The sequence below is a fragment of the Sphingobium sp. VMM genome (genome assembly GCF_056790315.1).
The window spans coordinates 70,041-93,023 of sequence record NZ_JBXGSI010000005.1 but is presented as its reverse complement, the minus strand read 5'-3'; the positions used below and the strand labels follow the sequence as shown (position 1 = coordinate 93,023).

18 protein-coding genes and 1 pseudogene are annotated in these 22,983 nt (G+C 66.7%); 12 read left to right on the top strand and 7 right to left on the bottom strand.

Annotated features, from left to right (window positions below; translation table 11 throughout):
- The first annotated feature begins 8 nt into the window (after window positions 1–8).
- Window positions 9–875 (top strand): enoyl-CoA hydratase, encoded by an 867-nt coding sequence (locus ACUCV3_RS08410; RefSeq protein WP_007707227.1) that lies wholly within the window; start codon window positions 9–11, stop codon window positions 873–875.
- Window positions 872–2,554 (top strand): acyl-CoA dehydrogenase family protein, encoded by a 1,683-nt coding sequence (locus ACUCV3_RS08405; RefSeq protein WP_279728566.1) that lies wholly within the window; start codon window positions 872–874, stop codon window positions 2,552–2,554. The genes ACUCV3_RS08410 and ACUCV3_RS08405 overlap by 4 nt, the downstream gene beginning before the upstream one ends.
- A gap of 46 nt (window positions 2,555–2,600) precedes the next feature.
- On the opposite strand, the gene ACUCV3_RS08400 is transcribed toward ACUCV3_RS08405, so the two are convergent.
- The 7 genes from ACUCV3_RS08400 to ACUCV3_RS08370 all read right to left on the bottom strand — a co-directional run bounded on the left by ACUCV3_RS08400 (window position 2,601) and on the right by ACUCV3_RS08370 (window position 9,988).
- Window positions 2,601–3,773: an acetyl-CoA C-acetyltransferase gene (locus ACUCV3_RS08400; RefSeq protein ID WP_482240546.1), complete on the bottom strand. Its 1,173-nt coding sequence runs from the start codon at window positions 3,771–3,773 to the stop codon at window positions 2,601–2,603.
- Between the two features lie 72 nt (window positions 3,774–3,845).
- Window positions 3,846–4,424, bottom strand: coding sequence for a 2-phospho-L-lactate guanylyltransferase (cofC, locus tag ACUCV3_RS08395; protein WP_279728569.1), 579 nt, complete (start codon window positions 4,422–4,424; stop codon window positions 3,846–3,848).
- The gene (gene cofD, locus ACUCV3_RS08390) at window positions 4,421–5,362 is read right to left on the bottom strand and encodes a 2-phospho-L-lactate transferase (RefSeq protein WP_279728571.1); all 942 of its coding nucleotides are present in this window, start codon (window positions 5,360–5,362) and stop codon (window positions 4,421–4,423) included. The genes cofC and cofD overlap by 4 nt, the downstream gene beginning before the upstream one ends.
- Complete coding sequence (gene cofE / locus ACUCV3_RS08385; RefSeq protein ID WP_432215150.1) at window positions 5,359–6,132, bottom strand: coenzyme F420-0:L-glutamate ligase; 774 nt, start codon at window positions 6,130–6,132, stop codon at window positions 5,359–5,361. Before cofE ends, cofD begins: the two co-directional genes overlap by 4 nt.
- 9 nt (window positions 6,133–6,141) lie before the next feature.
- Entirely contained in the window at window positions 6,142–6,807 is a 666-nt protein-coding gene (npdG, locus tag ACUCV3_RS08380; RefSeq protein ID WP_279728574.1) for an NADPH-dependent F420 reductase, read from the bottom strand.
- Window positions 6,797–9,217 (bottom strand): 5-amino-6-(D-ribitylamino)uracil--L-tyrosine 4-hydroxyphenyl transferase CofH, encoded by a 2,421-nt coding sequence (gene cofH / locus ACUCV3_RS08375; protein ID WP_482240545.1) that lies wholly within the window; start codon window positions 9,215–9,217, stop codon window positions 6,797–6,799. Before cofH ends, npdG begins: the two co-directional genes overlap by 11 nt.
- A 51-nt stretch (window positions 9,218–9,268) precedes the next feature.
- Window positions 9,269–9,988, bottom strand: a complete 720-nt coding sequence (locus ACUCV3_RS08370) for a TetR/AcrR family transcriptional regulator (RefSeq protein WP_482240544.1) — start codon at window positions 9,986–9,988, stop codon at window positions 9,269–9,271.
- A gap of 95 nt (window positions 9,989–10,083) precedes the next feature.
- Here ACUCV3_RS08370 and ACUCV3_RS08365 point away from each other — a divergent pair, with 95 nt between their 5' ends.
- The 10 genes and pseudogenes from ACUCV3_RS08365 (at window position 10,084) to ACUCV3_RS08320 (ending at window position 22,833) form a co-directional block, all read left to right on the top strand.
- On the top strand, window positions 10,084–11,106 hold the full coding sequence (locus ACUCV3_RS08365; RefSeq protein WP_279728578.1) for a phosphotransferase family protein: 1,023 nt from the start codon (window positions 10,084–10,086) through the stop codon (window positions 11,104–11,106).
- A 22-nt stretch (window positions 11,107–11,128) separates the two neighbouring features.
- The gene (locus ACUCV3_RS08360) at window positions 11,129–11,869 is read left to right on the top strand and encodes an SDR family NAD(P)-dependent oxidoreductase (protein ID WP_482240543.1); all 741 of its coding nucleotides are present in this window, start codon (window positions 11,129–11,131) and stop codon (window positions 11,867–11,869) included.
- A gap of 42 nt (window positions 11,870–11,911) precedes the next feature.
- Window positions 11,912–13,141, top strand: a complete 1,230-nt coding sequence (locus ACUCV3_RS08355) for an acyl-CoA dehydrogenase family protein (RefSeq protein ID WP_279728580.1) — start codon at window positions 11,912–11,914, stop codon at window positions 13,139–13,141.
- A 34-nt stretch (window positions 13,142–13,175) separates the two neighbouring features.
- Window positions 13,176–14,522, top strand: coding sequence for an MFS transporter (locus ACUCV3_RS08350; RefSeq protein ID WP_279776155.1), 1,347 nt, complete (start codon window positions 13,176–13,178; stop codon window positions 14,520–14,522).
- Window positions 14,523–14,533: 11 nt separating this feature from the next.
- Entirely contained in the window at window positions 14,534–16,069 is a 1,536-nt protein-coding gene (locus ACUCV3_RS08345) for an AMP-binding protein (protein ID WP_279728583.1), read from the top strand.
- A 5-nt stretch (window positions 16,070–16,074) separates the two neighbouring features.
- Complete coding sequence (locus ACUCV3_RS08340; RefSeq protein WP_279728584.1) at window positions 16,075–18,162, top strand: PQQ-dependent dehydrogenase, methanol/ethanol family; 2,088 nt, start codon at window positions 16,075–16,077, stop codon at window positions 18,160–18,162.
- Window positions 18,149–20,224 carry a 3-hydroxyacyl-CoA dehydrogenase NAD-binding domain-containing protein gene (locus ACUCV3_RS08335; RefSeq protein ID WP_279728585.1) on the top strand — a complete coding sequence of 692 codons (2,076 nt, stop codon included), beginning with the start codon at window positions 18,149–18,151 and terminating at the stop codon, window positions 20,222–20,224. Before ACUCV3_RS08340 ends, ACUCV3_RS08335 begins: the two co-directional genes overlap by 14 nt.
- Window positions 20,221–21,372, top strand: coding sequence for a thiolase family protein (locus ACUCV3_RS08330; protein WP_279728586.1), 1,152 nt, complete (start codon window positions 20,221–20,223; stop codon window positions 21,370–21,372). The genes ACUCV3_RS08335 and ACUCV3_RS08330 overlap by 4 nt, the downstream gene beginning before the upstream one ends.
- Before the next feature lie 2 nt (window positions 21,373–21,374).
- Complete coding sequence (locus ACUCV3_RS08325) at window positions 21,375–21,791, top strand: Zn-ribbon domain-containing OB-fold protein (protein WP_048936623.1); 417 nt, start codon at window positions 21,375–21,377, stop codon at window positions 21,789–21,791.
- Window positions 21,694–22,833: pseudogene (locus ACUCV3_RS08320) on the top strand (SMP-30/gluconolactonase/LRE family protein). The gene ACUCV3_RS08325 and the pseudogene ACUCV3_RS08320 overlap by 98 nt, the downstream one beginning before the upstream one ends.
- Window positions 22,834–22,983: the final 150 nt, after the last annotated feature.

The following is a 22,983-nucleotide window of genomic DNA, read 5'->3' as shown; positions in this document are numbered from 1 at the left end:
GAAGGACGATGTCCGAAGAAGCGCAGCCCGAATTCGTGACCTACAATGTGGTGGACGGCGTCGCCTGGGTGATGCTGAACCGCCCCCAATATGGCAATGCCCAGAATTACCGCCTGCTCGGCCAACTCGACGACGCCTTCAAGCGCGCGGTCGAGGATGACGGGGTCAAGGTGATCGTGCTCGGTGGTGAGGGCAAGCATTTCTCCGCCGGCCATGACATCGGCACCCCGGACAAGGACAGCCACATGCCGCGCACACGCACCAGCATGTGGTGGGACCATCTGAACAAGGGCGGCGCAGAGCGCCAATATGTGCTGGAACAGGACGGCTATCTGGGCCTGTGCCGGCGCTGGGCCGACATTCCCAAGCCGATGATCGCCATGGTGCAGGGCGCGTGCATCGCCGGCGGGCTGATGCTGGCCTGGGTCTGCGACCTCATCATCGCATCGGAAGACGCCTTCTTCCAGGATCCGGTGCAGCGCATGGCCCAGCCGGGGGTCGAATATTTCGCCCATGCCTTCGAACTGCCGACCCGCGTCGCGCGCGAACTGCTGCTGCTCGGCCGCCGCATGCCGGCCCAGCGCGCCTATAATTTCGGCATGGTGAACGAGATTTTCCCGCGTGAGACACTGCGCGAGGAAGTGGCCAAAATCGCCGCCGAAATCGCCCAGCATGAACGGTTCGGTCTGGCGCTGACCAAGCAGGCGTTCAACTTCGTCGAGGATGCGCGCGGCAAGCGGCAGGTGATGGATAGCGTGTTCCACATGCACCATCTCGCCCATGCCCATAATCAGTTGATGACCGGCAATCTGGTCGGCGGACTGGATGCCAAGGCAATGGCATCGGCCAACAAGAAGCAGGCGGGGGAAGGATGAGCGCGACCATGGAGATGGACAAGAATATCCTGGTCCTGCCTGATCTGCCGGTACTGCTGTCGGGCGCAGCCGATGCCGCGCATGCCTTTGTCGCGGCCGCCCGGCCGCATGTGAAGGCGCGGATCAGCAATGACGGCGGCAAGGTCGATCGCGTCCTCGCCGATGTCGAGCAGCATGTCGTCCACGGCTTTGGCTGGTTCGCCGCCTATGCCGAAATGCTGCGCGAAGTCGCCAGCTGGGCGGCCAGTCTCGACGCCCAGGGCAGCTTTGGCGAGATCGAGGCACTGCTCGCCCAGTTGCTCTTCGCCGAATATGGCGCGCAGATGCTGGGCGGCATCCCGATGAACCAGGGCGAGGTGATCCGCCCTACCGACCTTACCGACGATCTGTCCGCGCTCGACGCACCGGCCCTACGCACCCTCATCCGCAGCGGGGGCGACCAGGCGGTGAAGAGCGCGATTGCCGGCCATCTGGTCGATGCACGCGGCCGGGCGACGCTGGAAAATTGCGGCCTCGACGAGATGTTCGACATGGTGCGCGACCAGTTTTTCGCTCTGTCGAACGAGAAGGTCGCGCCCTTCGCTCATGAATGGCATCTCAAGGACGAACTGATCCCGTTGCCGCTGGTCCAGGAACTGGGCGAAATGGGCGTGTTCGGCATGACCATTCCGGAGGAGTTTGGCGGGCTTGGCATGGGCAAGACCGCGATGTGCGTGGTGTCGGAAGAATTGTCGCGCGGCTGGATCGGCGTCGGCAGCCTCGCCACCCGGTCGGAAATCGCGGCAGAACTGATCCTGACCGGCGGCACCGCCGAGCAGAAGGCCCATTGGTTGCCGCAGATCGCCAATGCCGCGATCCTGCCCACCGCCGTCTTTACCGAGCCTGACACCGGTTCCGACCTTGGCGCACTGCGCACCCGCGCGACGCTTGCCGGCGACGAATATCGGGTCAGCGGCAACAAGACCTGGATCACCCATGCGGCCCGCGCCGACGTGATGACCCTGCTGGTCCGCACCGATCCCGACACCCGCAACTATAGCGGCCTGTCGATGCTGATCGCGCCCAAGCAGCGCGGCACCGTCGACGTCCCCTTCCCCACGCCCGGCATGAGCGGCGGCGAGATCGAGGTGATCGGCTATCGCGGCATGAAGGAATATGAGATCGGCTTCGACGATTTCCGCGTGCCCGCCGCCAATCTGCTCGGCGGGGTCGAGGGCCAGGGCTTCAAGCAGTTGATGGCGACCTTCGAAAGCGCCCGTATCCAGACCGCCGCCCGCGCCATCGGTGTCGCTCAGGCAGCGCTCGACATCGGCCTTTCCTATGCGCTCGACCGCAAGCAGTTCGGCCGGCCGATCTTCGACTTCCCGCGCGTCGCCAACAAGCTGGCGATGATGGCGGCGGAGATCATGGGCGCGCGCCAGCTCACCTATTTTGCCGCCCGGCGCAAGGATGAGGACAAGCGCTGCGATCTGGAGGCCGGCATGGCCAAGCTGATCGGCGCGCGGGTCGCCTGGGCGGCCGCCGACAATGCGCTGCAGATCCATGGCGGCAACGGCTTCGCCACCGAATATCAGGTCAGCCGCCTGCTGGCTGACGCGCGCATTCTCAACATTTTCGAGGGCGCCGGCGAAATCCAGGCCCAGGTCATCGCCCGCCGCCTGCTCGACGAAGCCAATTAAGGGATCGGCCCTTCCCCGCCACCGGGGAAGGGCCGATCCTTTCCCCTCAGAGCCGTTCCACGATCGTCACATTGGCCATGCCGCCGGCCTCGCACATGGTCTGGAGGCCATAGCGCGCGTCACGATCGTGCAGGGCACTGACCAGCGTCGCCATCAGCTTGGCGCCCGATCCCCCCAGCGGATGGCCCAGCGAAATCGCCCCGCCATGCACGTTGAGCCGCGCCGGATCGGCGCCCAGCGCCTTGGCCCAGGCCAGCGGCACCGGCGCGAACGCCTCATTCACTTCGTAGAGATCGATATCGCCCAGCGTCATGCCTGCTCGCGCCAGCGCCCGCTCGGTCGCCGGGATCGGCGCCTCCAGCATGATGACCGGATCATGCCCCAGCACGGTCATTTCATGCACCCGCGCCAGCGGCGTCAGGCCATGGGCCTTGAGGCCCCGCTCATTGACGATCAGCAGCGCAGCGGCGCCGTCGCAAATCTGACTGGCATTGGCGGCGGATATCACCCCGCCCTCCTGCAACAGCTTGACGCTGGCAATCTTCTCTAGGCTGGCGTCGAAGCGGATGCCCTCATCCACCTTGTGGACCAGCTTTTCGCCCTCGGCGATCTCGACCTCCAGCGGCACGATCTCCGCATCGAACTTGCCGGCCTGCGTCGCCGCCGCCGCGCGATGATGGCTTTCCAGCGCATAGGCATCGAGCGCCGCACGGTCGAAGCCATATTTGCGGGCCATCATCTCGGCCCCGCCAAACTGGCTGAACGGCGTGTCGGGATAGCGCGCCTCGATTCCCGGACTGCGATAGGTGCCGAACCCATGTTTGGCCGCCAGCGTCCAGGGCAGGCCCATCGGCACGCGCGTCATGCTCTCGACACCGGCGGCGATCACCACGTCCTGCACGCCCGCCATCACCGTCGCAGCGGCGAAATGCAGCGCCTGCTGCGACGAACCGCACTGGCGGTCGACATGGGTGCCGGGCACGGATTCGGGCAGGCCGCTGGCCAGCACGGCGTTGCGGGCGATGTTCGCGCCCTGCTCGCCGCCGGGACAGGCGCAGCCCATGATGACATCCTCGATCGCGGCCGGATCAATCCCGCTGCGGCCCACCAGTCCCGCCAGCACGCGCCCGGCCAGATCCGCGGGATGCACCCCTGCCAGCCTGCCGCCCCGCTTTCCACCGGCGCTGCGCGCCACGGCCGCAATATATGCCTCCGCCATCCGACTCCTCCAATTATATACCTAGATGCAATTTTATTGCCTTACCCCGCCCGTTCGGCAGGACCAAGGCAATTATGCACCAACGGAAAATATTTGGAGATGCTCGGGCAGGTCGACATCGTCGGCGAGACCGGGCCGCCGGATGACCGATACGCGATGTCCGTCTCGTTCCGCTTCGCCGACATGGGCGGCACGGCTGCCCGGCCCGAAACGCAGCGAGATGAGGCCGGGCCGCTTCAGCAACAGCGCATTCGTTCCCTGCCCCTCTCGGTCGGTGGCGATCACCACATCGGCGGGTTCCTGCACCATCGCGTGCAGGTCCGCAGCCGCCAGCATCGGCAGGTCCGCGCTCAGGATCAGCACCGGGCGATCGACCGGCAACGCCTGCGTCGCCGCCATCAGCGCCGGCACATGGCCGGGCTCCCGCTCGGCCAGAACCCTCGCGCCCCGCTCGGTCGCGAAACCGCGCACCTCCGGGCAGGCGCTGACGACATGCACGGCCGCATCCGGGATCGCATCGCGCGCCACTGCCAGCACATGCCCCAATAATTGTCGGCACAGCGCCGCCCGATCCCGTGGCCCCAGAACCTCCGCCAGCCGGCTCTTGCCCTGCGCGAAGCTCTTGGCCGGGATCAGGATGGACAGGGTCATGGAACCGCGCGCCGCAAGGCTGCCGCGAAATCGATCATCTGAGCGGCCAGTACCCGCTGCTGATCGACATTGCGCATCAATATGTCGGCACTGCGCACCGCCAGTCCATCGTCGGACCAGCCCGCCGCATCGGCACCGTCCACCATCAGCCCGTCGATCAGCCCGTCATAATGGCGGGCGATCGTCGCCGGCGTCGTCGGCAGGCCCAGTTCGGTCATGATCTTGGCCGCCGGCCCCTTGACCGCCTGCCCGGCGATGAAGGGCGACAGCGCCACGCACGGCACGCGCCGCGCCACCAGCCTATCGCGCACACCCGGCACCGCCAGGATCGGGTCGATCGACAGGATCGGGTTGGACGGACAAAGGATGATCGCCTCCAGCGCGGGATCATCCAGCGCCGCCAGCAGCCCGGCGCTCGGCCGCGCGGCCGCCGCCCCGTCGAACCGGATCGACCGGAAGCGCGGCCCGCATTGATGGCGCACGAAATAATCCTGGAAGGCCATTTCGCCCTGGTCGGTATCGATCATCGACCGGACCGGATCGTCGCTCATCGGCACGATCACCGGCCCGATGCCCAGCCGCGCGGCGATGTTCGCCGTGACCGAAGACAGGGTGCCCTCGCGCAGCAAGGCGGTGCGCAGCACATGGGTCGCCAGGTCACGATCGCCCAGGTTGAACCAGCTTTCGCCGCCCAGCCGCCTTGTCGCGTCCATGAAGGCCCAGCTTTCATCGGCCACGCCCCAGCCACGCACGCTATCGTTCATGCCGGCGAGCGCATAGGTGACGCTGTCGATGTCGGGCGAGATATGCAGGCCCATATGGACGAAATCGTCGCCGGTGTTGACGGCAATGGTCAGTGCGCCGGGCGGCACGACGCCGGCCAGGCCATTGGCCAGCTTGGCGCCGCCGACGCCCCCGGCCAGGGCCAGCACGCTCATGGGAACAGGTCCATCGCCGGCTCGCGGATCAGTTCGGCCGCACTGCCCTCATTGCGGCCCCGCGCAATGCCTCGCGCCACGACGATCGGCCGGCCTTCCCCGGCCTGCCCCATGATCAACGAGGCGGCGGCCGCCACCTCGTCGGCCAGGCCCAGTTCGCTGGTCTGCAACGGCCGGCCATGCAGATCCGGTTCGCCGCGCAGGTCGAGCAGGCCGCTCATGCCCGCGACGCCGATCGCCACGCCACAGGTGCCCTTGCGCCAGGCCCGGCCCAGACTGTCGATGATGACCACTGCGATATCGATGCCCAGCGCATCACGCACTGCCTGCCGCAGCGCCGCAGCGCTGCCATCGGGATCGAGCGGCAGCAGCAGCGCGACGCCATCCCCATCCTGCGCGATGTTGGACTGGTCGATCCCGGCATTGGCCAGCACCAGACCCAGCCGATGGCGCACGATCAGCACGCCCGGCCGGACCCGCATCAGCTTCTCGCTCTCCGACAGGATCAGTTCGACCAGCCGGGGATCCTTGTGGCATTGCGCTGCCAGATCGATCGCCTCGGCCGAGGGCGACACGCTGGCCAGCGGCACCGCGCGTCCCTCCGCCTTGGATATGATCTTCTGCGCCAGCACGACGATGTCGCCATCCTGCAACGACAGGCCATTGGCATGGCAGGCCGACAGCAGCATGGCCGACAGATCGTCGCCCGGCGCAACCATGGGAACCCCGTTCAGGGCCGATAATGTGACGGCGGCCGGTGCGACTATCATGGATGCAGCTTACACTCCGGTGATGCGAATACCCGATCCGGGTACCTTGTACCGGCGATTGAGCGCAATCAAGACCGACGTAAGTCCTTCTGCAACAACCGAATTGCACAGCGGCCCGGCATTCCAGGCGCGCAGGCCGATTTCCTGCGCCAGTTCCACCACCTGATCCGCCGCCTCGCTGTCGTCGGCACAGACCAGCACGTCGCACTCGATCTCCTCGTCCAGCTTGGTCAGGTGATGCGCGCTGATATTCTGGAAGGCGGAGACGACGCGGACCCCCTCGCCTAGCATCTTCTGCACCGCCTCGACCGCCGATCCGCCATCGGGCAACTGCACCCGGCTGACCTTGGGCGGCACCAGCGGCACGGTCACGTCGATCAATATCTTGCCGGCCAGCGCGTCGGCGACATCCTTCACCGTCGATTGCTGCGCAGCATAGGGCACGGCCAGCACGATGATGTCGGCCTGCGCTGCGGCATCGGGATTGGCCGCGCCGACGACCGAACTCCCGCCCAGCGTCGCGTTCATGGCATCGGCCGCTTCCTGCGCCCGCTCGGCGGTGCGGCTGCCGATGATGACCTTGTGCCCCTTGTGCGCCCAGCGCAGCGCCAGGCCGCCACCTTCCTTGCCGGTCCCGCCAAGCACGGCGATCGTCGCCAAAGCCTCATTCTGCATATTCAAACCTCTCCTGGTTCGTATCGGCCTCGCGCCGCCGCTTGCGCGGGGGCGTCAGGACCATGGGTGTCAGTTCCGCCGCGGTCATTCCGCGTGCATGTATGTCTTCGCTCACGCCGCCATAGGCGGTGCTGCGCTGCCGGGGCGTGCGGTCGATCGACCGGATCAGCGCCTCCATCGCGGCGGGCGGCATTTCCTGGCCATGCTGGGTGCCGGCCGCGCGCGAGATGCTCTCGTTCATCAGCGTGCCGCCCAGGTCATTGGCGCCGCCCTCCAGGCAGGCCTTCACCCCTTCCGGCCCCAGCTTGACCCAGCTGGTCTGGATCGACCGGATGTGCGGGTGCAGCGCCAGCCGCGCGACCGCATGCATCAGCCGCACCTCGCGGAAGGTCGGGCCATGGCGCGACTGGCCGCGCACGCCCATCGGCGCCTCCATATGGACGAAGGGCAAGGGCACGAATTCGGTGAAGCCGCCGGTCCGCCGCTGCAGGTCACGGATGCGGATCAGGTGCCTTGCCCAGTGGCGCGGCGTGTCGACATGGCCGAACATGATCGTCGCGGTGGTGGTGAAGCCGACGCGATGCGCGGTCTCGATCACCTCCAGCCATTGCGCCGTGTCCAGCTTGTCGGGGCAGATGATCGCCCGCACCTCGTCATCCAGTATCTCGGCCGCCGTGCCGGGCAGCGTGTCGAGGCCCACCGCCTTCAGCCGGCGCAGGAAATCCTCGACCGGCAGGCCCAGCGTCGCCGCCCCCTGCCACACTTCCAGCGGGGAAAAGGCGTGGATGTGCATTTCGGGCACCGCCGCCTTCACCGCGCGGGCCAGGTTCAGATAGATGTCGCCGGTATAATGGGGGTGGATGCCACCCTGCAGGCAGACTTCGGTGCCGCCCCGCTCCCACGCCTCGCGGGTGCGACGGACCACTTCCTCCAGGTCCAGGTCATAGGGCTTGCCGCGCAGCGCCTCCGCCTTGTCGCCCTTGGAAAAGGCGCAGAAGCTGCATTTATAGGCGCAGATATTGGTGTAGTTGATGTTGCGGTTGACGACATAGCTGATCGTGTCGCCCACCTCCTGCATCCGCAGCGCGTCCGCGCTGGCGCAGACATGCTCCAGGTCGGTCTCGCGCGCGGTGAACAGTGCCTCGATTTCGGCTTCTTCCAGCAGCGCCCCGGCCATCGCCCGATCGACGATCGCCGCGATCACCGGATCGACCGGCAGCGCCGACGGGCGCGTGATGCGCGGCTCCAGTGCGATGCCCGGCGACCAGTCATCCTCGCGCGCAAAGCCCATCGCATCGGCATGGGCCAGCACATGGCGGACCATCGCCTGGTCCTGCCAGCGGTCATTATCCTGCGCATAGGCGGGATAGACCGGCAGCCGGGCGACCAGCATCCGCCCTTCGCCTTCCGTCGCGGCGCGCAGCCGCTCGACCGCCGGCCAGGGGGCTTCCGGGTTCACATGGTCGGGCGTCACCGGCGACACGCCGCCCCAATCATTGATCCCCGCCGCCATCAGCCGGGGGAAGTCCGCCGCCGACAGGTTGGGCGGTGCCTGGATATTCATCTCCGGCCCCAGGATCAGCCGCGCCACCGCGATCGTCCACAGCAGGTCGTCCATGTCCGGTTCGGGCGCGTTGGCCATCACCGTCCGTTCCTTGGCCCGGAAATTCTGGACGATCACCTCCTGGATATGGCCATAGCCATCCTGCAGGTCGCGGATCGCCTCCAGCGCCTCGATCCGTTCCTCGCGCGTCTCGCCGATGCCGATCAGGATGCCGGTGGTGAAGGGGATGGCGAGTTCCCCCGCCAGCCGGATCGTCTCCAGCCGCGCCGCCGGTTCCTTGTCGGGCGAGCGATAATGGGCGCCGCCCTTGCGGCACAGCCGGTCGGACACCGACTCCAGCATCAGCCCCTGCGACACCGAAACCCGGCGCAGACCGGCCATTTCCTCGCGGGTCATGACCCCGGCATTGATGTGCGGCAGCAGCCCGGTCTCGTCGCGCACCAGCGCCGCCATCTCCGCCAGATAGGACAGGGTGCTGTCATGGCCCAGCCGCGCCAGTTCCTCGCGCGCGGCAGCAAAGCGCAATTCCGGTTTGTCGCCCAGCGTGAACAGCGCTTCGGTGCAGCCCGCCGCCTTGCCGGCGCGTGCCACCGCCAGCACTTCCTCGCGCGTCATATAGGCATTCTCGCCCGGCCGGGGCGGCTGCGAGAAGGTGCAATAATGGCAGAGATTGCGGCATAGCTGGGTCAGCGGGATGAAGATCTTGCGCGACCAGCTCTGCACCCGGCCATGGCCTTCGTCGCGCAGCGCCGCCGCCTGCGCCATCAGTTCGGCCAGCGGCATCGCCAGCAGCTCTGCCGTGCGCGCGTGCTCCGCTTCGCCGATCCTTTCCGTAACTGCCATCATCCCGCTCCGCTTGTTTCGTCTTCTATGTTCTGATTGTGATTGCGCCCCGGTTCAACCGACAGGGCCAGGTCGATCCGGAATAGCGCCGCCGCGTTGTCCCAATTGCCTGAGCATCTCCGCCGGCAGGTCCGCCGGCGCTTCCAGCAACGCCACCAGCGTCTGCAGGAAATGCTCGACGCTCGCCTCGCTGCCCCACATCGGATGCGCCCGGCTCTCGTCGGCCAGCGCGCGCTGCCGGGCCGACAGCACGGCGCTCAGATACGCCCCCATGAACACGAAGCGCTGGTTCTGCAACGCCACCGGCAGGTCCGCCATCATCCCCCGCAAATGGTCCAGGCACCGGCCATAGGCATTGTTCCAGGCCGGATCGATCGCATCCAGCATCATGTCGCGATGGGTCATGGCAAAGATGACGATGAACTGGACATAATGGCTGTCGGGCAGCGCCAGCACCGGCCGCACCAATATCTCCACCACTTCGCGGATCGAGCGCGGCCCGCCCTGCGCCTCCAGCCCGTCGAGCGCCGCATTGCGCTCCCGCTCCAGCGCCATCGCCCCATCCATCACCAGCGCCCGGACCAGCGCCTCCTTCGATCCGAAATAGTAACTGACGGCACCGTGATTCTTCTGCCCCGCCGCCGCCGCGATTTCGCGCACGGTCACGCCATCCACGCCCTTCTCGGCGAACAGGCGCAACGCCACCTGCTTGATCTGCTCGGCAGCAGATCCGCGGCTGGCATCGTCGGCCTTGGCGAGTTGAAGTCTGACCATGAGTGCAATTTCTCATTGCAATGATGGTTCGTCAAGTGCATTATCCAATTGACCTAATCGACGGCTAACAGTCGAAAAAAGCGAGGGATGCCTAAGTGGAATCAGCGGTCGACATCGAGTCGCTGGCGGCGTGGATGACGGATCAGGGGCTTGGCTCCGGTCCGATCGATAACGTGACGCCGCTTGCCGGGGGGACGCAGAATATCCTGCTGCGCCTGACCCGCGACGGCCGCGACTATATCTTCCGTCGCCCGCCGGCACACCCCCGCCCCAACAGCAATGAAACCATGCGGCGCGAGGCGCGGCTGCTGCGCGCCATCGCCGACACCAATGTCCCCCATCCCGCGCTGATCGCCGATTGCGGCGACGAAAGCGTGCTGGGCGTCGCCTTCTACCTGATGGAGCCGGTCGACGGCTTCAATCCGGTCGGCAAGCTGCCCATGCCCCATGCCGGTTCGCCCACGATGCGTCACGCCATGGGCCTGGCCCTGGTCGACGGCATCGCCGCATTGGGCGCGCTCGATCATCAGGCGCTGGGCCTCGCCGATTTCGGCCGGCCCGACAATTTCCTCGGCCGCCAGGTCGATCGCTGGCGCAGTCAGCTTGCCGGCTATGGCGAATTTGCCGACTGGACCGGGCCGCAGGCGCTGCCCAGCGTCGACGCCATCGCCGCCTGGCTGGAACGGCACCGCCCAGCCGATTTCACGCCCGGCATCATGCATGGCGACTATCATCTCGCCAATGTCATGTACCGCCCCGACAGCGGCGATCTTGCCGCGATCATCGACTGGGAACTGGCGACGATCGGCGATCCACTGCTCGACCTGGGCTGGGTGCTGGCAACCTGGCCCGACGGCAGCGGCGCCAGCACCGTGTCGGTCACCCCGTGGGAGGGTTTCCCGACGCCCGCCGAACTGGTCGCGCGCTATGGCGCCGGCTCCGCGCGCGATCTGTCGGCGGTCGACTGGTATCATGTCCTCGCCTGCTACAAGCTCGGCATTCTGCTGGAGGGCACCCATGCCCGCGCCTGCGCCGGCAAGGCACCCCGCGACACCGGCGACCGGCTGCACAGCCGCGCCATCCACCTTTTCGACCGCGCCCAGGCGCTGATCCGCTGACATGCAGGAAGGATGTTCCCCCTTGGGCAATGAACTGGACTTCACCGGAAAGACGGTGCTGGTGGTCGGCGGATCGAGCGGCATCGGCAATGGCATGGCCCAGGCCTTCCTGAAACGCGGCGCCCGCGTCCATGTCTGGGGTACCCGCGCCAGCGCCGCCGACTATGCCGGCGAGGAAGGATCGGATCTGGACGGCATCGGCTATACCCAGGTCGATGTCCGCGATCCCGCCGCGATCGCCGCCGCACCCGCGCCGTTCGATGCGCTGGACGTCCTCATCCATTCGCAGGGCGCCGTCCTCTATCGCCGCCAGGAGTTCGAGGTCGACGGCTGGAACAAGGTGATGGCGGTCAATCTCGACTCCATCCTCCACATCTCCAACCGCTTCAAGGATGCGCTGGCCGCCACGAAAGGCGCCGTCATCGTCGTCAGCTCGATCGGCGGGTTCAAGGCGACCTTCGGCAACCCCGCCTATGCCGCGTCGAAGGCCGGCGCCGTCAATCTGGTCCGCGCGCTCGCCATCGCCTGGGCGGGCGAGGGCATCCGCGTCAACGGCATCGCCCCCAGCCTGGTCGATACCAAGATGACCAAGGTGACGATGGACAATGACGAGCGGCGCGACCGTGCGCTGTCGCGCATCCCGCTCGGCCGCTTCGGCTCAGTGGAGGAGATGGCTGGCGTCGCCCTGTTCCTCGCCTCCCCCCTCTCCACCTACATCTGCGGGCAGACGCTGATCGTGGACGGCGGCCTCACGCTGACCTGATCCCCTGCCCGCCTTCGCCCATTTCCCAAAAGGACCGATCGCATGGATTTCGAATATTCCGACAAGGTGCAGGCGCTGCGGGCGCAGCTCACCGATTTCATGGACGCCCATGTCTATCCGATCGAGAAGGAACGGGATCATTTCCACCATGATCCCGCCCATCTGTGGCAGCGCTGGCCGGGCACCGAGACGATCAAGGCCAAGGCGAAGGAAGCGGGCCTGTGGAACCTGTTCCTGCCGCATGAATATGGGGCATGGAGCCCCGGCCTCACCAACCTAGAATATGCGCCGCTGGCCGAGCTGATGGGCCGGGTGATCGGATCGTCCGAATATTATAACTGCTCCGCGCCCGACACCGGCAATATGGAAGTGCTCGCCCGCTACGGCACGCCCGAGCAGCAGGAGAAGTGGCTCAAGCCCCTGCTCGCCGGCGATATCCGCTCCTGCTATGTCATGACCGAGCCGGGCGTCGCCTCGTCCGACGCCACCAATGTCGAGACGACGATCGTCGCGGATGGCGACGACTATGTCATCAATGGCCGCAAATGGTGGATTTCGGGCGCGCTCGACCCGCTGACCAAAGTCTATATCCTGCTCGGCCGCACCCCTAATGCGGATCGGCCGCGCCACCAGCAGCATTCGCAGATCTTGGTCCCGGCCGACACGCCGGGGATAGAGATCGTCCGCCCGCTCGACGTGATGAACGCCGTCCACTCGCCCGGCGGCCATGCCGAGATGGTCTTCAAGGATGTGCGCGTGCCCAGGGAAAATCTGATCCTGGGCGAAGGACGCGGGTTCGAGATCGCCCAGGGGCGCCTGGGGCCGGGCCGCATCCACCATTGCATGCGCCTCATCGGCCAGGCCCAGCGCGCGCTCGAATATATGGCCCGCCGCGTCGACAGCCGGGTCGCCTTCGGCCGCAAGCTCGCCGACCAGGGCAGCATCCGCCAGGATATCGCCTTGTCCTTCTGCGAGATCGAGCAGGCCCGGCTGCTGACGCTCAAGGCCGCCGACGCGATGGACCGCCACGGCAACAAGGTCGCCAAGGATCTGATCGCCGCGATCAAGATCGTCGCGCCGCGCATGACCCAGACGGTCGCCGACCGGGCGATGCAGGTGTTCGGCGGCATCGGCATGGCCAGCGACTTCCCGCCTGCCGCCGCCTTCATGAATGCGCGCTATCTGCGCCTCGCCGACGGGCCGGACGAGGTGCACATGGCCCAGCTTGGCAAGCTCAAGATCGCCGAACTCAACGCATTGCCGCAACGCTGAGAGACGCAAGAGGGCGAAGGGAAGGATCATGCTGATGACCAGCCAGGAGAAAGCCCCGGACGGTGGCGACACCCAGCAACTGGGCACCGCCTGGTGGATGGTGGCGGTGCTGTTCGGCCTCTATGTCCTGTCCTGGGTCGACCGGCTGATCGTGTCGATGCTGGTCACGCCGATCAAGGCGCATCTGCTGCTCAGCGATGTCCAGGTCAGCATGATCACCTCGACCTCCTTCGCCATCTTCTATGCCATTTTCGGCCTGCCGCTCGGCTGGGCTGCGGACCGTTATTCGCGCCGCTGGATCATCTTCGGCGGCGTCGCGCTCTGGGCCGTCGCCACCACCGCCTGCGGCTTCGCGCAAAGCTATGAGGCGCTGCTGGTCGGCCGCATCTTCGTCGGCGTGGGGGAGGCGGCGCTGCTGCCCGCCGCCTATTCGCTGATTGCCGACGCCTTCCCGCCGCGCCTGCTGACCCGCGCCACCTCCACCTTCCAGATGGCCGGCAAAGTGGGGTCGGCCACCGCCTTCGCACTGGGCGGCGTCGCGATCGCCTTCGCCGCCGCGCATAGCGGCATCCATATTCCCTTCCATGGCCCCGCCCAGCCCTGGCAACTGGTGATGATGATGGTCGGCGTGCCCGGCCTGCTCATCGCCCTGCTGGTCTTCACCTTCCCCGAACCCGGCCGCCGCGGCGCGACCAGGGCCGCGCGCCCGGTCGCGGAAAAGGGCGCGATCGCCGGTTTCGTGCGCCAGAACTGGCGGCTGCTGGCGCTGATGCTGGTCGGCACCTCCTGCCTTGCCATGTGCGGCTATTCGATGACCAACTGGGTGCCCGCCTATATCGAACGGCATTTCGGCTGGAAGCCGGTGCAATATGGCGTGGCGTTGAGCCTGATGAACATCGTTTCGGCCGTGTCGCTGGTCATCAATGGCTGGATCGTCGACCGCCTGTTCACGCGCGGCATGACGGACGCGCATCTGCGTTTCTACAGCTGGCTGATCCTCGGCTTCCTGCCGGTGATCGCCTATATGTTCTTCGCCACCAACGTCTATGTCTTCCTGGTCTGCTACTGCGTGGCGCAGTTCATCACCGTGCCCTTCATGGTCTATGTCTCCTCGATCATGGGGCTGATCGCGCCGGCCACGATCCGCGCACGGATGCTGGCCTTCTTCCTGTTCGTCTTCACCATATTGGGCCTGGGCGCCGGCCCGGCGATCGTCGCCGCGCTCACCCAATATGTCTTCCGGTCCGAAGCCGCGCTGGGCCAGTCGCTGGCCGTGGTCGTCACCGTCTGCTCGGTCGTCGCCCTCCTCTCCTTCCGCATGGCCCTGCGCTACCTCGCCCCCACCATCGCCGCGCGTGCCGTCCACGCGCCGGCCGCCTGAAAGGACGCTGCATGTCTCTCACCCTCCAGGCTGTCGCGCCTGACCGTCGCACCGACATGGCGCTGACGGACGAGCGTGTCTCGCTCGACTGGCTGCAACTGGATGACCTGCTGAACCGCGCTGCCAATGCCTTGAACGGTCTTGACCTGCGCGAACGCCGGGTCGCCGTCTTCGCGCCCAACAGCGCCGAAACCGTGATCGCCTATGTCGCCTGTCTGGAGGCCGGCATTTCCAGCGTCCCGGTCAGCTTCCACCTCACCCCGTCGGAGGCCGCCTATATCCTCAAGGACAGCGGCGCCGTCGCCCTGCTGGTCGGCCCGGAAACGATGGAGGCGGGCCTCGCCGCTGCGACCGAAGCCGGCGTCGCCACCGTCATCGGCTGGCGCTGCCCCGATCGCGAAGGGGTGATCCATTGGGAAGCGTGGCTCGCCGCCGCCTCGACCGCGGAGCCGGACCCCAGCGTGCCACCGCTGCCCCATCTCCATTATACCTCCGGCACCACCGGCCGGCCCAAGGCGACCGAGACCCCACCGCAATATTTCCCGCGCGTCGCCACGGTGCAGGCGCTGGCGGAAACGGTGCGCGCCCGCATCACGCCCTCGCCGGGCATCGCCGTCGGTCCGCTCTACCATACCGGCCCGCTCGGCATGGCCCGCAACGTCTTCGGCGGCATGAGCCTCATCACGGTCGAGCATTTCGACGCGGAAAGGGCGCTGGCCCTGATCGAGAAATATCGGGTCGCCGGATCGGTCATGGTTCCCACCCATTTCCAGCGCATGCTCGCCCTGCCGGAAGAGGTGCGCGCAAAATATGACGTCTCCAGCATCCAGCGCCTCGCCCATACCGGCGCGGCCTGCCCGCGCGCCGTCAAGCAGGCGATGATCGACTGGTTCGGCCCGGTGCTGGTGGAGGCCTATGGCGGCACCGAGGCCGGCTCCACCACCTTCATCACCTCGCCCGAATGGCTGGAGCGTCCCGGATCGGTCGGCCGCGCCTTGGCCCCGTTCGAAACCGTTATCTATGGCGACGACGGCGCGGTGCTGGGCGCCCACGAGGTTGGCCAGGTCTATTTCCGCGACACCAGCGGCCATGGCATCGTCTATCGCGGCGACCCGGAAAAGACCGCCGCCGCCCATATCGCGCCGGGCATCTTCACCCTGGGGGAGATGGGCTATGTCGATGATGCGGGCTATCTCTTCATCACCGATCGCGTGTCCGACATGATCGTGTCGGGCGGCGTCAACATCTATCCGGCGGAATCCGAACATGTGCTGCTGCGCCATCCCAAGGTGGCCGACATCGCCGTGGTCGCTGCCCCCAATGCGGAAATGGGCGAGGAAGCCCGCGCGCTGGTGATCCCGCGCGATCCGGCCGATCCGCCGAGCGCCGACGAACTCAACGCCTTCTGCCGCGCCAGCCTTGCCGGTTATAAATGCCCGCGCGGCTACGAAATGGTCGACGATATCGGCCGCACAATCATGGGCAAGGTCAACAAGAAGGCGCTGCGCCAGCGTTTCTGGCCGTCCGACCGGACGATCGGGGGCTGATCTTCATGCGTCTTGCGTCCCTCACTCTGCCGTTTCTCGCCCTGCTCGCCGCCTGCGCGCCCTCCGGCCAGGCCCGGCGCGACGGCACCGACTGGCCCGGCTATGGCGGCATCGACGAAAATCACTACAGCCCGCTGAAGGACATCAACGACCATAATGTCGGCCGGCTCGGCCTCGCCTGGTATCAGGATATCGACGGCGGCGGCTCCAGCCTGACCGCGCCGATCGCGGTCGACGGCATCCTTTATTATGCCTCGGGCTACAGCGTCGTTCATGCGGTCGACGCTGCCACCGGCCATGAACTATGGACCTATGACCCGCAAAGCTGGAAGGTCGCCGACCAGAAGATGCGCGGCGCCTGGGGCAGTCGCGGCATCGCCTATGACAATGGCGCCGTCTATGTCGGCACGATCGACGGCCGGCTGATCGCCATCAATGCCCGCACCGGGCACAAGCTCTGGTCGACCCAGACCATCGGCAAGGATGACGAACGCTATATCAGCGGTGCGCCCTGGGTGTTCAACGGCAAGGTGCTGATCGGCCATGGCGGCGCCGATTTCGCCCCGATCCGCGGCTATGTCACCGCCTATGACCAGAAGACCGGCAAGCAGCTCTGGCGCTTCTACACCGTGCCCGGTGACCCGAAGCTCGGCTTCGAGAACAAGGCGATGGCGATGGCCGCCAAGACCTGGACCGGCGAATGGTGGAAATATGGCGGCGGCGGCACCGCCTGGAATGCCATGGCCTATGACCCCAAATATAACCGCATCTATATCGGCGTCGGCAATGGCTCGCCCTGGAACCAGAAGATCCGCAGTCCGGGCGGCGGCGACAATCTCTTCCTCTGCTCGATTGTCGCGCTCGACGCCGACACCGGCGAATATGTCTGGCATTATCAGACCAATCCCGGCGAAACCTGGGACTTCAACTCGGCGATGGACATGGAACTCGCCCGGCTGAAGATCGACGGACAGGAGCGCGACGTGCTGATGCACGCGCCCAAGAACGGCTTCTTCTACGTCATCGACCGCGCCACAGGAAAGCTGATCTCCGCCCGCAACATCGTCCCGGTCAACTGGGCCAGCGGCATCGACGTGAAGAGCGGCCGGCCGATCGAGAACCCCGCCGCCCGCTATCCCGGCGGCAAGGCGGCGGTCGTCTACCCCTCGCCCTTCGGCGCCCATAATATCGAGGCGATGTCCTTCAATCCGGACAGCGGCCTCGTCTATATCCCGACGATGGATCAGGGCCGCGTCTATATCGACCCGGCCGAACCACTAAAGGGCTGGAAGCATCTCGATGGTCAGCGTCTCAGCGTCGGCACCGGCGCGCCGCCGCCCGGCGTGACGCCCGATCGCCCCGCCACCAGCTTCCTGCTCGCCTGGAACCCGGTGACGCAGAGCGAAGCCTGGCGCATTCCCATGCCCGGCCTGCGCGGCGGCGGCGGCACCGCGACCACGGCCGGCAACCTGCTGTTCCAGGGCAATGCCGGCGGCAAGTTCGTCGCCTATGCCGCCACCAGCGGCAAGCCGCTCTGGTCGTTCGACGCCCAGACCGCGGTGATGGCCCAGCCGATCAGCTATCGCGCGCGCGGCCGGCAATATGTGACGGTGATCGCCGGCTCCCGCTTCCCCAGCGCCATCGGCCTGCCGCGCGAATGGAATTACCGCACCCAGCAATGGCGCGTCCTGACCTTCGCCCTCGATGGCAAGGCGGCGCTGCCCAGGGTCGATCCCGTCGACATGCCGGTGATCGACGATCCCGCCTTCGCCGTCGATCCGGCAAAGGCCGCCATCGGCGCCACCGTCTTTGGCCAGCGCTGCTCCATCTGCCATGGCGCCAACGCCGTATCGGGCGGCGCCGCGCCGGACCTGCTCCAGTCGGGCGTCCCGCTCGACACCGCCAGCATGAAGGATGTGCTGCACAACGGCATCCTGCGCGAACGGGCCATGCCGCGCTTCCAGGAACTGACCGACGAAGAGATCGCCGGGCTCCAGCATTATTTCCGCCAACGCGCCCGTCAGGTGCTGGCCGCGCAATCCGCCGGCCAGCCGGGCGCCCAAACGCACAGAGGCTTGAATGAAGGTCAATGACGTCGTCACCTATGCGGTGGAAGGCTCCATCGCGGTCATCACGGTCAACTCGCCGCCGGTGAACGCCCTCTCCAACGCCGTGCGCCAGGGCGTCGCCAGCGCGGTCGAGACCGCCATCGGCGATCCGGCGGTCGGCGCCATGGTGCTGATCTGCGAAGGCCGCACCTTCTTCGCCGGCGCGGACATCACCGAATTTGGCAAGCCGCCGGTCGAACCCACGCTGCGCAACCTGCAGCTGGTGGTGGAGAATGCCACCAAGCCGGTGATAGCCGCCATCCACGGCACGGCGCTGGGCGGGGGCCTGGAACTCGCGCTCGTCGCCCATTATCGCATCGCCGTTCCCTCGGCCAAATGCGGCCTGCCCGAAGTCAATCTGGGCCTGCTGCCCGGCGCTGGCGGCACCCAGCGCCTGCCCCGCATCGTCGGCGTCGAAAAGGCGCTGGACCTCATGACCGCCGGCAGCCCGGTCTCGGCCAAGGCCGCCAAGGATATGGGCCTGATCGACGAACTCGCCGCCGAAGGCCAGTTGCGCGCCGACGCCATCGCCCTTGCCCAGCGCGTGCTCGACGAAGGCCGCCCGCTGCTCAAGGTCCGCGACCGCACCGAGAAGCTGGACGAGGCACGCGGCAAGCCCGAAATCTTCGCCGATTTTCGCAAGGCCAATGCCCGCAAATTCCGTGGTTTCAACGCCCCCGAAGCGATCATCCGCTGCGTCGAGGCGTCCCTCGAACTGCCCTTTGACGAAGGCATGACCTTCGAGCGCCAATTGTTCAACGAGCTTCAGGCCGACAGCCAGTCCGCCGCCCAGCGCCATGTCTTCTTCGCCGAGCGTCAGGCCGCCAAGGTCGACAGCCTGCCCGCCGACACCGCCGTCCTGCCGATCGCCAAGGTCGGCGTCATCGGCGCCGGCACCATGGGCGGCGGCATCGCGATGAACTTCGCCAATGCCGGCATCCCCGTCACCCTGGTCGAAACCAACGAGGAGGCGCTGTTCCGCGGCCTGCGCATCATCCGCGGCAATTATGATACGACCGCCAAGAAGGGCAAGATGAAGCCCGAGGATGTCGACACCCGCATGGGCCTGCTCACCGGGTCGATCGCGATGGAGGATCTGGCCGATTGCGACCTCATCATCGAAGCGGTGTTCGAGCAGATCGACGTGAAGCGCGAAGTCTTCGGCAAATTGGACAAGATCGCCAAGCCGGGCGCCATCCTCGCCACCAACACCTCCTATCTCGACATTGACGACATCGCCGCCGCCACCAGCCGGCCCGACAGCGTCGTCGGCCTCCATTTCTTCTCGCCCGCCAATGTCATGAAGCTGCTGGAGGTGGTCCGCACCAAAGACACGAAGCCGGAAATCATCGCCACCGCCATGAAGCTCGCCAAGACGATCGGCAAGATCGGCGTGCTGGTCGGCAATGGCTATGGTTTCGTCGGCAACCGCATCCTCGCCGCCCGCAATACGCAAGCGGACCAGCTGATCCTCGAAGGGGCCACGCCCTGGGCGGTCGACAAGGTGCTCTATGACTTCGGCTTTGCCATGGGCCATTTCCAGATGCGCGACCTGGTCGGGCTCGATGTCGGCTGGAATCCCAAGACGACCAGCTCCGCCAATGTCCGCGAAATCCTCAACGAAATGGGCCGCCATGGGCAAAAGACGAAGGGCGGCTTCTACGATTATGACGAGAACCGCAAACAGACCCCCTCGCCGGTCGCGATGCAGGTGATCGAGGATTTCGCCGCGAAGCAGGGCATCGTCCGCCGCGATGTCAGCGACGCGGAAATCCAGGACCGCATCCTCTTCGCCATGGTGAATGAAGGCGCCCGCATCCTCGACGAAGGCATCGCCTCGCGCGCGTCCGACGTCGATATCGTCTGGATCACCGGCTATGGCTGGCCCAAATATCGCGGCGGCCCGATGTTCTGGGCCGATCTCCAGGGGCTTCCCACCGTCCTCGACCGATTGAAGGCGCTGGAGGCCGCGCATGGCGCCGCCTTCACCCCGTCGCCGCTGATCGAGCGACTTGTGGCACAGGGCAAGGGGTTCAAGGACGCATGATGAAGGGCAATAAAATCGCCATCACCGGCATTGGCGAAACCGCGTTCCTGCGCAAGGGCGAGGAAACGGTGATGCAGATGATGACCCGCGCCAGCCTGGCCGCGATCGCCGATGCGGGCCTTACCCCCGCCGATATCGACGGCCATGTCAGCAACAAATATGTCGGCCACCCCTCGGAGGAGGTCGCCCATGCGATCGGCGCCGCCACCCGGCGCTTCACTGCCGTTGCCGACACGGCGGGCGGCACCGCCACCACCGGTGACGCGCTGCGGCTGGCGCAACTGGCGATCGAGGCCGGGCTCGCCCGCCATGTCCTCGTCCCCTATGCAATCCGCTCGACCAAGCCGGGCGGCGTCTACGGCTTCCACGCGCGCGAGCCGCAGAAGGCCGGGCTGGAAATGCCCGCCGGCTTCTTCGGCCAGCCCACCTATTTCGCCACCATGGCCAATCGCTACGCCCATGAATTCGGCATGAGCGAGGCGGAACTGGCCTCCGTCTCGATGACCTACCGTGCCTGGGCGGCGCTGACGCCGAGCGCGCAGAAGCGCGATCCGATGGACCTCGACGCCTATCGCCAGACGCCGATGATCTCGACCCCGCTGCGGGTCGCCGACTGCTGCCTCACCACCGATGGCGGCGGCGCCTATGTGGTGAGCGCGGTGGAGGCCGCCCGCAACCTGCCCCATCCGGTCATATCGGTGCAGGGCGTCGGCATCGGCTACAATAATTACCCCCATGGCGTGCTGTTCACGCAGAAGCCCTGCACCTTCGACTATCCCGGCTGGGACTCGGCGACGCAGGCCTATGCCATGGCCGGCGTCGATCCCAAGGATCTGAACCTGGCTCAGGTCTATGACGGCTTCTCCATTTCGGCGATCGTCCAGACCGAGATGCTGGGCCTGTGCGATCGCGGCGAAGGCGCGCGCTTCTACGCCGCCGGCCATGCAAAACCGGGCGGCCGGATGCCGGTCAACACCAGCGGCGGCCATATGTCGGGCGGCTATGTCCCCGGCATCAACCTGCTGATCGAGGCGGTGCGCCAGCTGCGCGGGCAGGAAGGCGATCGCCAGGTGCCCGACGCCCGCCTCTGCGCGGTCGCGGGCCTGGGCGGCAATAATCATTCCACCACCATCCTTGCGAGGGACTGACCATGGGTATTCCCATCTATCCCGTCCATCTGGAAGACCCGCTGTTCCAGGGCTTCTACGACGGCCTCGACGCCGGCGAACTGCGCATCACCGCCGACGCCGAAACCGGCGAATGGGTCTGGTATCCGCCCGAGGTCGTCCCCGGAAAGCCCGATGCCGTGCTGGAATGGCGCCCGGTCTCGCCGGAGGGCAAGGCCTATAGCTTCACCACCGTGATCCGCAGCCTGCTGCCCGGCGACCACAAGGCCGAAGTCCCCTACACCGTCATCCTGTTCGAACCCGACGATGCGCCGGGCGTGCGGATCGCGGGCATATTGGTCGATGACGACGGCGTCGATCCGGCCTGCGACATGCGCCTGCGCTTCCGCCCGGTCGAGGCGGGCGATCATCGCATCGCCGGCTTTGCGCCGGTTCGCTGACATGCGGGTGGACCGGCGCACGGCCATGCTTGGCGGCGCGGCGCTCGCGCTCGCCGGCTGCACCCGCGCCGGCACGCCGCGCGCATCTACGGCCCCGGCGCCCCTGACCCCGGCCGATTTCAGCCTGGTCATCGACGGCCTCGACCATGCCGAGGGTGTCGCCAGCGCCCCCGACGGCCGCCTGTTCCTGTCCAACAGCGGCGGCGCAATCGGTGTCCTGACGCCCGGCCAGTCGCTGCGGCAGGTCGGCGCCCCGCTCGCCGCCAATGGCGTCGCCGTCGATGCGCAGGGCCGCGTGATCGTCGCGAATATGGGCCTGCTCAAGCAGCAGCCCGGCCCGCTCCAGCGCATCACCCTCGAAACCGGCGCAGTCGAAACGCTCGTCTCGGAACTGGAGGGACGCCAACTTGTCGCCTCCAACGGTCCCGCCACCGCGCGTGATGGCAGCATCTATTGCACCCACAGCAGTTGGGGGCCGGTCGCCAATATCGGAACCACCACGCCGGCCGGCTTCATCTACATGGTCCGGCCCGACGGCAGCGCCGCGATCGTCGCGCGCGACCTGCGCGGGGTCAACGGCCTCTGCCTCGACCGCGATGAGCGCCATCTCTATGCCTCGCTGACCGCCGAAGGGCGCATCCGCCGCTGGCGCCGCAACGCCGACGGCACCCTTGCCGACCCGCAGGATTTCGGCCCGTAACTGGGCACCGTCGTCCCCGACCAGACGGTCAAGGCGATCTTGACCCTGTCCCCGCAGGACAAGGCGGCGCTGGGCTATTGTGACGGCATCGCCTTCGACATGGCCGACAATCTCTGGATCACCCTGCCCTTTTCCAACCGGCTGGTCGCGCTGACGCCGCAGGGCCGCCAGATCGACATCCTCCACGATCCCGCCGGCGAAAAGATCGCGATGCCCACCAATCTCTGCTGGGGCGGCCCCGATCGCCGCACCCTCTATGTGGTCTCGCGCGGCAAGGGCATGATCGTCCAGGCGCGGACTACGATCGCCGGCGCCCCGCTCGCCAACTGGCCGACCGGCTGACGCACCACTTTCCTACATGGCGCTTTTCTGCTCCATACTCCGCGATGGAATTGCCGATCTGCTTCAATGCCAGGCGTGACCCAAGGGGCGCGTTCGTGTCGCGTCACAGACGCGCGGGCGTGACCCCAATGTCGCGTGGCTGTCGCGTTG